Source organism: Pseudomonadota bacterium, assembly GCA_016711215.1.
Classification (GTDB): domain Bacteria; phylum Myxococcota_A; class Polyangia.
The window spans coordinates 266,803-279,204 of sequence record JADJTL010000002.1; the positions used below are offsets into that span (position 1 = coordinate 266,803).

The following is a 12,402-nucleotide window of genomic DNA, read 5'->3' on the forward strand; positions in this document are numbered from 1 at the left end:
GGCGCGCTCGAGCGGCGCGGCCCCTCGATCAAGGTCCGCGATGGAACTCGAGCTGGCGCACGGCGACGTTGCCCGCCTCGTCGCGGGCGCGCAGCGCCAGCGTATGCGGGCCAGGGGCGAGCCGCGGCGGCAGGCGCAGGCGGAAGGCCTCCTGCTGCGCATCGAAGACGCCGTCGACCGGCTCGAGCAAGCGCCAGCGCTCACCGTCGAGGGCATAGGCCAGCTCGCGGATCGGGCTGGCGGCGTCACGCGCCGTGCCCTCCACGTTGGCCTCACGCACGCTCAGCGTGGCGATCTCGGGCGGGCGGTTGTCGACCAGCACCGGCCGCGAGATCAACGCGTGGCGCAGCGTCTGCTCGGGACCGTTGGCCGCCTCGTCCGAGGCGACGACGCGCAGGCGATAGCTGCCGTCGGCGATGCTCTCGGTCTCCCAGACATACTCCGCCTTATCGAGCGGGAGCTGTCGATCGATCGGGCGCCAGACCTTGCCCAGCTCGGGGCGGAAGTAGACCCAATAGACCAGCGGATCCTTATCCGGGTTCTCGACCTGCCAGCGCAGCTTGATCCGCGCCTCGCGCCGCTCGGCGCCCTCCACGCCTTCTCCCTGCGTGGCGACGATCTCGGTCACGCGCGCGCGCTGGTTGGTCGGCCGGTAGTAGACCTTGAGGCTGCGCAGGTGTCCCGCGTAGGGCTTGCGCCAGACCGCCTTGAGCTGAAGATAGCGCGCGTAGGGGCTCAGCAGGCGCACGCGCCCCGTGGCCAGCGACTTGGCGGCCTGCCAGCCGCTCCAGAGGTCGTCGGGCGTCGCGGTGTTGCCGCTGCGGCTGAAGAGCTCGAGCGGCGCCGTCGCCTGGAAGTAGAGCTCGCCCCATTGCGCGACCAGTCCAGCGTCGACGACCTTGCTCAGATAGGTCGGGGCCTGCGCCGGTGCCGGCAGCACGCGATAGACGGCGGCGCCGTCCGCCGTCGCCAGGTAGGGTGGCTCGGCGTCGACCGCCAGCACGCGGACCTGTCGCTCCGGCAGATCGAAGACCGCCTGCACCGCGCGCTGCGCGCCGACGCGATAGACCTTGCCCTCACTTCCCTCACCGGCCCAGAGCGTGCCCTGGCGATCGATCGCCAGCTCGGTGAAATAGCCGCTCGGCAGCGCCAGCAGCTCGTCCAGCCGTCCCTGGGCATCGAGGCGGTAGAGGGCGCCCTTTGCCGCCTTGGCCCCCGGGCGCAGCTCCTCGGCGCGTGGCTTGGGGGTGGCGGGCGCGCTGCTGGCGGCCTTGCCGGGGAGCGGCGTCCCGCCCGCGCCCTTGGCGACGACATCAAAGCGCGGCACGCCGCTCGACTCGGGCGGGAACTGATTGACGGCGATGAAGATCGCGCCCTCGCGACCGACCGCGACAGCGTGGACCTCGCTGGCCTGGAAGTCATGCAGCGCCTCGCCGCGCCCATTCGGGCTGACCCGGTAGAGCACGGCGCGATCGTGGCTGCCGGTGAGCAAGCGCCCCGCCGCGTCCGGCACCAGACAGAGGAGATGCTGCTCCTTCGGGTCAAAGAGCACGGCGGGCTTGGCCGCGCCGCTCAGTGCCACGCTGAAGAGCTTGCCCGGGGCGCCCGAGGCCGCGACGACCCGGTCGCGCGCGGCGTCCCAGTAGAGCGCCCAGATGTGCTTGGCCGGCAGGGCCGCCAGCTGGCGCCACTTGCCGTTGGTGGGATCGACCTCGAGCAGGCGGGCGCCGGGCATCGTCGCCGCCAGCAACTTGCCGCGCGGGCCGCGCGTCAGGGCCGTGATCACCAAGCCGTCGAGCTGCGCGACCACGCGCACCTGCTCGCCCTCCACCGCCCAGAGCCGCGCCTCGTCACCGGTCCCTAGGAAGAGCGTGCGCGGATCGGCAGCGCGTACCGCCGACCAGACCAGCGTCGCCGGCGGCAGCTTGGCCAGGCGCCGCTGACCCAAGCCCGCCACGACCTCACCGCGCGAAGAGACCGCCGTCCCCTCTGGCTTGCCGGCATCGAGCTCGGCGAAGGAGGCGAGCTCGACCGTCACCGTAGGCGCGGCCCGGGCGCTCCCGCGAGCGCCGAGCGCGACCAGCAGCGCCCCCAGCCCCAGCGACCAGCGGGCGGCGCTGCGCTGCGCGCGACAGCGATGGCAGGCATCCGCGCGTCGGTGGATCGGCCTCATTCGCTCTCCTCCGTGCTCATCACGCGCAGGCGCAGTTCCTTGCGGCCGAGGACGATCTCCGGCGCCGGGAAGACGCTGCGCTCTGCTGTCTTCAGCGGCGCGCTATCCCGCTCCTCGGCGCCCGTGCGCAACGTGTCGAGGGCCGAGGGCGGCAGCTCGTCGACCAGCCGGCCGCGCAGCTTCAGGCCCTGGCTGGGGCTACGCAGGCTGACGACGACCGCGCGGGACGGATAGCTCTTGGGCAACTGCGCCAGCAGCTGCGCCAGCGTCTCGGGCGGCGCGAACTCAGGGCGGATCGAGCTCCCGCTGCCAACCTCGACGACGATCACCGAGCCGGCGAGGAGGCGCGGAATCGTCAGCGGATAGCTGCGCGTCACCTCGGGGCCGGCGAAGGGCTTGAAGGTCACACGCAGGGGCACGCGAGCACCCGGCGCCACGACATTCGCCGGAACGGCCAGCGCCACGATCCTTAGCGGCTGGCGATCGTAGTGCGCGCTGAGGTCGACGTCGATGCGCTCGATCGCCACCGTGGCGAAGGGATTGCTCATCAGCGCGCGCAGCGCCGCGAGACCGCGCGCGTTGGCCGCTGCGGCCCGCAAGCCGACGTCGCTATGTTGCTGCTCGACGATGCGCAGCTCGGGATAGCCGCGCACCGTCAGGCGGGTGATCAGGTCGTAGCTGACGTCGGCGACATCCGCGCGGGCCTGGCCGATCGCGCTGGTCACGACGCTACCGACGAGCATCGGCGTCAGCATGCGGTGGTCGGCCACCCGCACACGATAGACCTCGCGCTGCTCGCCGGCGCGCAGCGTTACCGTCATCGGAATCATCCGCGCGCGGCGGCTCGTATCGGCCAGCACGCCCTCTTGGCGATCCTGGACCAGCGCACCCAGCTCGCGCGCCGGGCTGCTCAGCTTGAAGGCGTGGGCGAGGTTCGCCAGCGAGTGATTGATGCGCGCGCTGCCGACCGGCAGGACGAGCTGGCCAGCGTTGAACATGCTGTGGCCGAAGGCGAGCACCGCCGAGCCCTCGACCCAGGTCGCCGTGCCCGTGCCGTTCATGGCGACATCACCGTCGACGAGCGTGACGCCGAGCGCGGCGCCGGGCGTCAGGCGCTCGGGCCCCTCGCTCTTCCCGGTTCCACCGCCTTGCAGCGGCTCGAAGCCGAAGCTGGCCAACCCGCGCCGAAGCTGCGCGCGCGCGTCCGCCGTCAGGCCCGCGGTGTTGAGCGGCACCGTCACCGGCAGCAGCGCCTCCGGACCGGCGGCCGCCTTGCTCGCCCGGCGGCCCGCGGCGAAGGGCAGCTCCCACCAGCGCCGGCGCTCAAGCTCGGCCCACCAGGCGGCGGCGGCTCGCGCAGGGGGCTCGGCGCGCGCGTTGGCAGGCGCGGGCTCTGGACGCCAAGGGTAGTCGCGCAGCCGCAGCATGTTGGCGATCGGCGTGACACCGAAGATCGGCTCCTTGGCGAAGCGCCAGCCGTAGGCCAAGGCCCCCACCAACTTGCCCTCGAGATAGATCGGGCTGCCGCTCATGCCGCCCAGCACGCCGGCCCGCGCGAGCACCGGATGGCGCCCGCGCATCAGGATGATGTCCTGCTTGGGTAGAAAGCCGCGCAGCACGTCGATCACCTCGACCTCGAAGGGCTCGATCTTGAAGCCCTCGAAGACGGTCAGGCCGTAGCCCTTCATGCGGGGCCGCACGCGCTCAAGCGGCAGCGTCCCCGCGACCGCGCGGGCCACGGAGACGGCCGGCGGCGCAGCGGCGGCGTCCTCGGCGCGCGCGATCCGCGGCGCGAGCGCGATCCAGCCAGCGAGCATGGAGCAGACGAGGACGCTAGCGGCGAAGCGGCTGGCGCCAGAGCCTGCAGCTGCAGAGCGGGCGGCTGAGCGCGGCCCCGCGACCGCGGCAGGCGGACGACCACCAGGCGGACGACCACATCGGCGATGGAGCGCGAACGAGTCAGTCACGTCCGGGCAGCATAGAAGGCGCCCCCTGGGCCGTCAAAAACAACCGCGCCGACGCCGCGGCCAGGGAGCGCCGAGCGCAGCGGAGTCGCCCGGGGCAGCGAGCGCGCGGGGCGAGCTAGATCGAGATGTTCTCGAAGAGCACGCTCGACAGGTAGCGCTCGCCCGCATCCGGGAGCACGGTCACGATCAGCTTGCCGGCGCTTTCGGGGCGGCCCGCGACGCGCAGTGCAGCCGCCACGGCGGCGCCGCAAGAAATGCCGCAGGTGATGCCTTCCTCGCGGTGCAGCCGGCGCGCCGTCTCGATCGACTCCTCGTTCGAGACCGTGGCGATCTCATCGACGAGGTCGAGGTCGAGCACCTCCGGCTTGAAGCCAGCGCCGATGCCCTGAATCTTGTGCGGTCCGGGGCGCGGCGTCTCACCCTGGCGCAGCGCCGTCAGCACCGGCGACGCCTCCGGCTCGACGGCGACCAGCCGCACCGGGCGTGGCCGCTGCTTTAGGTAGCGCCCCACGCCGGTGATCGTGCCGCCCGTGCCCACGCCAGCGACGAAGACGTCGATCGCGCCCTCGGTGTCGTCCCAGATCTCGGGCCCCGTGGTCTGGAAGTGGATGTTCGGATTGGCGGCGTTGCAGAATTGCTGCGGCATGAAGTGCCGCTGGGGATCGCTGGCGACGATCTCCTCGGCCTTGGCGATTGCCCCGGGCATCCCCTTGGCGCCCTCGGTCAGCACCAGCTCGGCGCCGAAGGCGCGCAACATCCGCCGCCGCTCGAGCGACATCGTCTCCGGCATCGTCAGCACCAGGGGGTAGCCGCGCGCGGCACAGACGTAGGCCAGCGCGATGCCGGTGTTGCCGCTGGTGGGCTCGACGACCGTCGTGTCCCGCGAGCCGGGCTTGAGCTGCCCGTTGCGCTCCGCCGCCCAGATCATCGCCGCACCGATGCGGCACTTGACCGAGTAGGCCGGGTTGCGCCCTTCGATCTTGCCCACGACCGTGGCCGGCAGACCGCGCGTGAGGCGATTGAGACGCACCAGCGGCGTGTGTCCAATGCTCAAGCTATTGTCGTCGTAGATGCGAGCCATCATCGCCCTCCTTGCCCATTTTCCTGTTTCCCCGTTGCCCAGCGTCCTAGACAGGCCGCGGCCGAGTCCGCGCCGGAAGCCGCAGCGATTTGGCTCGAGCTTCCGCCCAGCCCCCGCCGCGTTAGATCACGAAATCGAGGGCCCCGTGGCCTTCGACCTGGCGGCGCAGATCCTCGAGGGTCACCGATTCCACAGCGGCGCGCATCGCCGCCTCGAGCCGACCCCAGAGGGCGCTGAGGCAAGCCTCGGCGGCGCCGCGTTCGACGCTCGGCGGCAGCTCGCCACGCCCGGGTCGCGCGAAGGGACCATCGATCGCCTCGACGATCGCCCCCACCGTCAGATGTCCCGCATCGCGGAGCAGGCGATGCCCACCGTCGGGGCCACGCTTGCTCGACACGAAGCCGGCGCGCTGAAGGTCGCGCATCACGGCCTCGAGGAACTTCTCCGGCGCCGCGGTACGTTGGGCGATCTCCGCGGTGCGAACCCCGCCGCGGGCCCCATGCAGCGCCAGGTCGAGCATCGCCCCCACAGCGTACGCGGCTCGTTGCGAAACACGCATGAGGGGAGATTCCCATATCACGATGGTGATATCAAGAATAAAGCTCTAGCGGAGGTGATTTCTCCTCATCGGCCCCCCGCGCGCATGGGCCCCCGCGCTGGCGCTACGGGTCGGCCGGCGGACCCCAGGCCGCGAGAAACTCGGCGTGGTGCGGCTTGCCCGAGGCCAGCAGGGTCTCCCGGACGAGCGCATGCTCCTCTTGCAGTGCGACCGGACTGAGCCGGCCACGAAAGACCTCGAAGCGCAAGTAGACCAGGTAGGTATTGAGCACGTCGAGCTCGCAGTAGGCGCGAATGCGTTCGCGCTCTCCTGCCAGGTACCAGGACCAGACGCTGCCACCACTGGCGCCGAGCTTGCCTGGCAGGCCGAGCAGGCGCGCGACCTCGTCGAGCCGCGCCCAGGCGCGGCCCTGATAGCCGCCGAGCACATCCATCAGATCGATGTGCCGCCAATGGAAGCGGCTGAGGTAGTTGTTCCAGCGATAGCCGGGATCCTGGTCGCCCTGCTCCCAGTAGCGCGGGGCTGCCACCCCATGACGCAGAGCCCGATACCCCAGCACTGGCAGATCGAAGCCGCGCCCGTTCCAGGAGACGAGCGTCGGGCCCAGTCGCTCCAGCCCGTCGAAGAAGCGCTGCACCAGATCTTCCTCCGGGGCCTCCGGCTCGCCGAGGCTCCAGAGCTTGAAGGACTCCCCGCTGCGCAGCGCGCAGCTGATGGCGACCACGCGGTGCTGATGCGGCGGCAAGAACGCGCCGCCCCCACCCTCGCGCGGCGGCAGCCGCGACTCCATCGCCTCGGCTATGGCAGCGTCGTCGAGCGCCGCTGGCGCGTCGAGCAGGCGTCGACCAAACTCGACATCCGGCACGGTCTCGATATCGAAGGTCAGGATATTCATCGCGTCCCCCCCCTCGGCGCCCGCGATCGCGACGCCGCTCTGACAGCGACCGCTGCGATCGCCGCCCGGCGAAGACGGTGAGCTTCGGAGCGTGAGGCGTCAAGTCGCTGCGCTGAGCGACCGTGCCCGCCGCGGCGAACCCGAAGCGACCGCCTCCCGGTTGCCTCCAGCTTGTGGCCAAGGGCGGGACGTGCGATGAGCGCAGGAATGCAAGAGCAGCAGATGCGAAGAACGGAGCCGGGGAAAGCGAGCGGTATGCTGAGAATGCCACCGCCGCGGCGCCAACGCGCTCCCTTGGCCCCAGGGCGACCGAGCGGGAGCCTTCGCGGGAGCCTCGGCCTGCGCAGCACGGGCGCCCTCCGCCGGGTCGCCGCTGCGCTCGCGATCGTCGGCGCGCTGGCGAGCACCGGCTGCCTGGCCCAGGAGGAGGGCGGCGCCGGGAGCGACGGCGGGACCCTCGACGACCGTGGCACCCTCGGCGGCGACGCCTCGGCGCTCGGCGACGGCGGCGGCCCTGACCGCGCCCTCATCGCCATCGAACCGCCGCGCGCGGGCACGTCGCGGGGCAGCGGCGGCGGCGCCTCCCCGGCCGGCGGCTTCGTCTCCGTCGGCGCGGTGCAATACGTGCTGATCGTACCGAGCGGCTATCGCTCGACGCAGGCCACGCCCCTGGTGATCGTGGTGGCGGGGAGCCAGGGCGCGACCTCGCTCGCCAGCGCGCTGCTGCTCAACACCGCGTCGGTCGGACCGAGTGGGGCGATTCTCGCCGTCGTCGACTCGCAGCTCTACCTCGATGCGGCCGGCGCCGCGGCCCAGATGCTCGACGACGTGCGCGCGCGCTACAACATCGACAACGATCGCACCTACCTACTCGGCGACGCCGAGGGCGTGGCGGCGGCCTTCGAGCTCGGCCTGCAAGCCCGGCAGAGCTGGTTCGCCGCGCTTTGGGGCAACGACCTGGTCGCGGTCCCCCTCTCGCGCCCGGCGCGCAGCGCGGCGCAGGTCGGCGTGGCGCCGTGGGCCAATATCAGCCCGGGCGGGCTGACGGCCTTCGCCATCGAGGTGCTGGCTGCCCTGCGCCAAGGCGGCTACCGTCTGCCGGAGGACGCGCCCTACAGCGGTCGCGGGGCGACGACTCGCGGCTCGGCCGCGGCCCAGCAGGCCGCGCTGCAGTTCTTCGCCAACAAGGTGAGGCAGTAAGGGCGAGCCATCGGAGGCATCAGCGGGGCGAAGCCCCGGGGAGGGTCCCAGCGTGCCGATCTACGAATACAAGTGCGAGCGGTGCGAGCGCCAATTCGAGGTGCTCCTGAAGACGACCGAGAAGGCCAAGTGCCCGCACTGCGGCGGCGCCAAGCTGAAGCAGCAGCTCTCGGTCTTCGCCGTCGGCGGCGCCAGCGGCGGCGGCATGGACGCCCTGCCCGATGCCTGCCGCAGCTGCGGTGATCCGCGCGGCCCCGGCGCCTGCGGCATGCGCTAGACGCGCAGGGCGCGCGCGTTGCGCTGCGTCATTCGCTGCCAAGACACCCGCGTCATTCGCTGCCAAGACAGCCCTCCGTCATTCGCTGTCATTCGCTGCCCAAACAGATGTGGAGCTGCCGTAGGCTCTGCAGGATCGGGTGGTCGAGGGGCACGACCTTACGCTTGCCCGCCACCTGCTCCAGCGGCACCGGCACAATCGCTTCACCACGCACGGCGAGCATCACCCCGGAGAGGCCCTCGATCATCAGCTCGACAGTGCGCGTGCCGAGCTTGGTGGCGAGGATCCGATCGGTAGCCGAGGGCGTGCCGCCGCGCTGCGTATGGCCGAGGGTGGTGAGCCTCGTCTGCAGCCTCGTGCGCCGCTCGAGCTCCTCGCGGATGCGCACGCCGACGGAGATCGGCGCGGGGCTGGGCTCCGGCGGCGCGGCGCTGGACGAACGCTCGTCGTCGCCGCGTGCCGAGGCCTTCGACTCCTTCGCGCGCTCCTTTTCCTTTTCCCTGTCCTTCTCCTTCGACTTGCGCCCGGCGCGGGCCTTATCGCCATGGTGCTCCTTGGCCTGCTCACGCTCTTCCTTGGCCCGCGCCTCCTGCTGCGAGAGCGCGCCTTCGGCGACCGCGATGATCGAGAACTTCTTGCCCTTGCGGCTGCGCTCGATCAGATCGGCGGCGACCACATCGATCGAGTAGGGAATCTCCGGAATCAAGACCACATCGGCGCCGCCCGCCAGCCCCGCCGCGGCGGCCAGCCAGCCGGTCTTATGCCCCATCACCTCGACGACCATCACGCGATGGTGGCTCGAGGCAGTCGAGTGCAGCCGGTCGATCGCCTCGGTGGCGATCTGCACGGCCGTGTCGAAGCCAAAGGAGACATCCGTCTCGGCGATGTCGTTGTCGATCGTCTTGGGCAGCGTGATGATGCGCAGGGCGTCGGAGCGCTTGAGCAGCTTGAGCGCGTTCTTCTGCGTGCCACCCCCACCGAGGCAAATCAGGTAGTCGAGGTGCAGGCGGCGGTAGTTCTCCACCGCGGTCGAGGTCATGTCGATCACCTGATCGCCCATCAGGAAGGCGTCAGGCTTGTCGCGGCTGGTGCCGAGGATCGTGCCCCCGTGGGTCAGGATCCCCGAGAGCTCATCGTCGGTCAGGCGCCGGCTGCGATTCTGCACCAGCCCGCGGAAGCCATCGAGGATACCGATCACCTCCATGCCGTAGGCATTGATCGCGGTCTTGCCGACCGCACGAATCGCCGCGTTGAGCCCCTGGCAGTCGCCGCCCGAGGTCAAGATGCCCACGCAACGCGGCCGCACCCTTCTCGCCATCACTCACCCCCCATCGGCCCGGTCGCTGACGCCAGTCGGCTCGTTGATCGGGCGGCCAGTCGGATCGCCAATCGGGCGGCCAGTCGGACCGCCGATCCGGCGGCCAGTGTAGCGTATGCGCGGGATCAGCGGGCGCCCCCCGTCCCCGGTCACCTCACCCCGCTGGCCGGCTCTGGGCCTACCGTGCAACAATCCCCGCTTCGGCTCGCCTGGCCTGAGAGCGAGCTTCGCTGCGGCAGCGCGGCAGCGGGAGAGCGAGGTGGTCCCGATGGCGATCGAATCGCAGCCCGCGCTGGTGCCTGTTCCGGCGCAAGGGGAGGCCGCCGAGCGCGAGCGTGCGCTTCGGCAACGGCTCGGGGTGCCGGATCGGGCCGAGCGGGTGCTGATCTTTGGCGAGACCAGCCATTGGGATCCGAACTGGCTCTACACCACCGAGGAGTACTACGAGCAGCGCATCTGGCGCATCATCGATGCGGCGCTGAACGCGCTGGCCGCCGAGCCCCGACGCGTCTTCGCCTTCGAGAGCACGTACTTCCTCAAGCTCTATTGGGAACGCAATCCGGCCAAGCGTGAGCGCCTTCGCGCGCTGATCAACGAGGGTCGCCTGCGGCTGACCGGCACGGGCGTCACGACCCCCGACACGGTGCTGCCCGCCACGGAAGCGATCCTGCGCGACTACCTGCATGGCCAGGAGTGGCTGCGCCGGCACGGGTTGCGCGTCGAGCCCAAGCTCGCCTACCTGCCCGACGATTTCGGCTACTCGCCAGCGCTGCCCTCGGTCCTCGCCGCGCTCGGCTTCGAGATGGCCGGCGTCACGCGCATCGACGGCATGTACTTCGTCGGCTGCGACTACCGCCCGAAGTCGCGCTTCCCCCTGCCGGGATCGAACGCGGAGCTGCTGCTGCGTGACCACCGCACGCTCGACTTCGTCTGGCGCGGCCCCGATGGCGCCGAGGTGCTGACGCACTGGAACGCCTTCACCTACTTCCAGGGCGATATGTTGGCCTGCGTCGGCGCGGTGCGCTGGATGGGCACCGTCTTCGGCTGGTCGCGCCGCAGCGAGGCTCACATCGCGCGGCGCATTCAGAGCTACATCAAGGCGCTGGCGCCGGTCGCCCGCACGCCCTACCTCTTCTGCCCGATCGGCTGCGACTTCAACGACCCGATCGAGGGCCTGGTCGGTCTGATCGATCGCTACAACGAGCGGCGCTTCGCGCAGACCGGCGTCTGGGCCGTCGTCGCCGGCATGGAGGACTACCTCTCCCTGGTTGATTGCCACCGCGAGCGCCTGCCCGTGCTCGAGCTCGACCCCAACCCCTACTGGATGGGGTTCTACGCCAGCCGCCAGGAGGCCAAGCTGCTGAGCAACCGCGTCGCGCGCAAGCTCGTGCTGGCCGAGAAGCTCTACGCCCTGCCGACGACGGATAGCGAGGCGGCGGCCGAGCTCGAGGCCAGCATCGCCGCCGCGCGCGCCCTTGCGCTCGGTCAGGCGCCTGATGGCACGGGGCCAGCGCCGGGCCCATGGGGGCCGCGACCGAGTGACGCACCTGCCGCCGGCGAGCGCCGCGGCTACGCGACACTCGGGCTCGAGGCTCCCGCCTCGCGACACGTCCAGCGCCTGGCGACCGGCACGGTCGCGCTCTGGCGACAGGAGCTCGAGCGCGCCTGGGATCTGCTCGTGCTCAGCAACCACCATGACTTCGTCACGGGGACCTCGCCCGACCGCATCTGGAAGGCCGAGCAGCAACCCTGGTTGCGCGAGTCCGAAGCGCTCGTCGATATGGCGCTGGCGCGGGTGCAGCCGACCGATCTCCCCGCCTCGGCCACGGGCCCGGCGCCGCGCTGGTCGCTCGTCGACGGCGAGCTGCAGGTCGAGACCGACCACTACCGCGCCCGCCTGAGCGAGGCCGCCGGCGGGTGTTTCGTCAGCTTCGTCGATCAGGCTGGAGGCGGCGAGCTGCTGGCGGGCCCCGCCAACGACCTGGTCTCCTACCGCGACTCGGGTGGGCTCTGGCGCATGGGGCACGAGTACGCCGGCGGCACCTTTCGCGAGCGCGCACGCGCCAGCGCGCTGCCGGCGCAGCTCCACGCGGCGGAGCAGGGCGATCGCCTCGAGGTGCGCGTCGAATCCGAGCTCAGCGGTCAGCGCTTCGTCCGTTGGCTCTGGTTTCGCAATGGCACGCCGATCGTGCGGCTGCGCCTCACCGGCACGGCCGCGCGCCGGCGTACGATCACCTGCGCCTTCCCCACGGCCTTCGCCGAGGCGCGCACGCTCGCGATGAATGTGCCGGGGGGCGTGGTCGAGCGCCCCGCGCAAAAGCTCTACGATCCGACCTTCTGGCCGGCCCGTTCGTTCGTGCACTTGCACGACCCGGTCAGCGACCGCGGCCTGGCGGTCTTTCTCGGCGGACCGGCAGCCCCCGCCCTGCGCGCCTCGGGCGCCCTCGAGTGGCTGGCCTTTCGCAACGCGCCGCGGGAGATGGCCTTCGGGGTGCTACCGGTGCTGGCGCATCCGGCGCGCGGCACCGACCCCGACGTCGGCAGCTTCGACTACGCCCTCTGGTTCACGCGCGCGGGCGACTACCGCGCCAATCACCTGCCGCGCCAGGTGCGTCGCGCGCTCCGCGCCGCCCTCTTCGCCCCGGACGCACCCGATCTCGACGAGCGCGCGAATGCCGCCATCGTCACCGATGACGCCGAGGTGATGGTGTCGGCGCTCAAGCCGGCCAGCCGGGGACCGGGGCTGATCGCTCGCCTGCGGGCCTACGGCAGCCTCGGCGGCGACGTTCGGCTCCGCTGCAGCGACCGCCCCCTGCGCGCCGCTCGGCTCTGCGACGCCCGCGAACGCGACCGCGCCGAGTTGCCCCTGGTCGACGGCGCCTGCGTCGTGCCGATCGAAGCCAGCATCACCAGCGTGCGGCTGCTCTTCTGA

General features: G+C 71.4%; 9 protein-coding genes. 3 read left to right on the forward strand and 6 right to left on the reverse strand.

Annotated features, from left to right (window positions below):
• Positions 1-28: 28 nt before the first annotated feature.
• The 5 genes from IPL40_06210 to IPL40_06230 all read right to left on the reverse strand — a co-directional run bounded on the left by IPL40_06210 (position 29) and on the right by IPL40_06230 (position 6,675).
• Positions 29-2,173, reverse strand: a complete 2,145-nt coding sequence (locus IPL40_06210; protein ID MBK8480751.1) for a hypothetical protein — start codon at positions 2,171-2,173, stop codon at positions 29-31.
• A complete protein-coding gene (locus IPL40_06215; protein ID MBK8480752.1) occupies positions 2,170-3,990 on the reverse strand; it encodes a hypothetical protein in 1,821 nt (606 codons plus the stop codon). The genes IPL40_06210 and IPL40_06215 overlap by 4 nt, the downstream gene beginning before the upstream one ends.
• A gap of 265 nt (positions 3,991-4,255) precedes the next feature.
• A complete protein-coding gene (cysK, locus tag IPL40_06220; GenBank protein ID MBK8480753.1) occupies positions 4,256-5,221 on the reverse strand; it encodes a cysteine synthase A in 966 nt (321 codons plus the stop codon).
• A gap of 121 nt (positions 5,222-5,342) precedes the next feature.
• Positions 5,343-5,780, reverse strand: a complete 438-nt coding sequence (locus IPL40_06225) for an Rrf2 family transcriptional regulator (protein ID MBK8480754.1) — start codon at positions 5,778-5,780, stop codon at positions 5,343-5,345.
• A gap of 103 nt (positions 5,781-5,883) precedes the next feature.
• Positions 5,884-6,675 (reverse strand): 3'-5' exonuclease, encoded by a 792-nt coding sequence (locus IPL40_06230; GenBank protein MBK8480755.1) that lies wholly within the window; start codon positions 6,673-6,675, stop codon positions 5,884-5,886.
• A gap of 255 nt (positions 6,676-6,930) precedes the next feature.
• On the opposite strand from IPL40_06230, the gene IPL40_06235 reads away from it, so the two are divergent.
• Together IPL40_06235 and IPL40_06240 are read left to right on the forward strand one after the other, a co-directional pair.
• Positions 6,931-7,875: a hypothetical protein gene (locus IPL40_06235; protein MBK8480756.1), complete on the forward strand. Its 945-nt coding sequence runs from the start codon at positions 6,931-6,933 to the stop codon at positions 7,873-7,875.
• Positions 7,876-7,927: 52 nt separating this feature from the next.
• Positions 7,928-8,152 (forward strand): zinc ribbon domain-containing protein, encoded by a 225-nt coding sequence (locus IPL40_06240; GenBank protein MBK8480757.1) that lies wholly within the window; start codon positions 7,928-7,930, stop codon positions 8,150-8,152.
• Positions 8,153-8,240: 88 nt separating this feature from the next.
• On the opposite strand, the gene IPL40_06245 is transcribed toward IPL40_06240, so the two are convergent.
• On the reverse strand, positions 8,241-9,470 hold the full coding sequence (locus tag IPL40_06245) for an ATP-dependent 6-phosphofructokinase (GenBank protein MBK8480758.1): 1,230 nt from the start codon (positions 9,468-9,470) through the stop codon (positions 8,241-8,243).
• A gap of 268 nt (positions 9,471-9,738) precedes the next feature.
• On the opposite strand from IPL40_06245, the gene IPL40_06250 reads away from it, so the two are divergent.
• On the forward strand, positions 9,739-12,402 hold the full coding sequence (locus tag IPL40_06250) for a hypothetical protein (GenBank protein ID MBK8480759.1): 2,664 nt from the start codon (positions 9,739-9,741) through the stop codon (positions 12,400-12,402).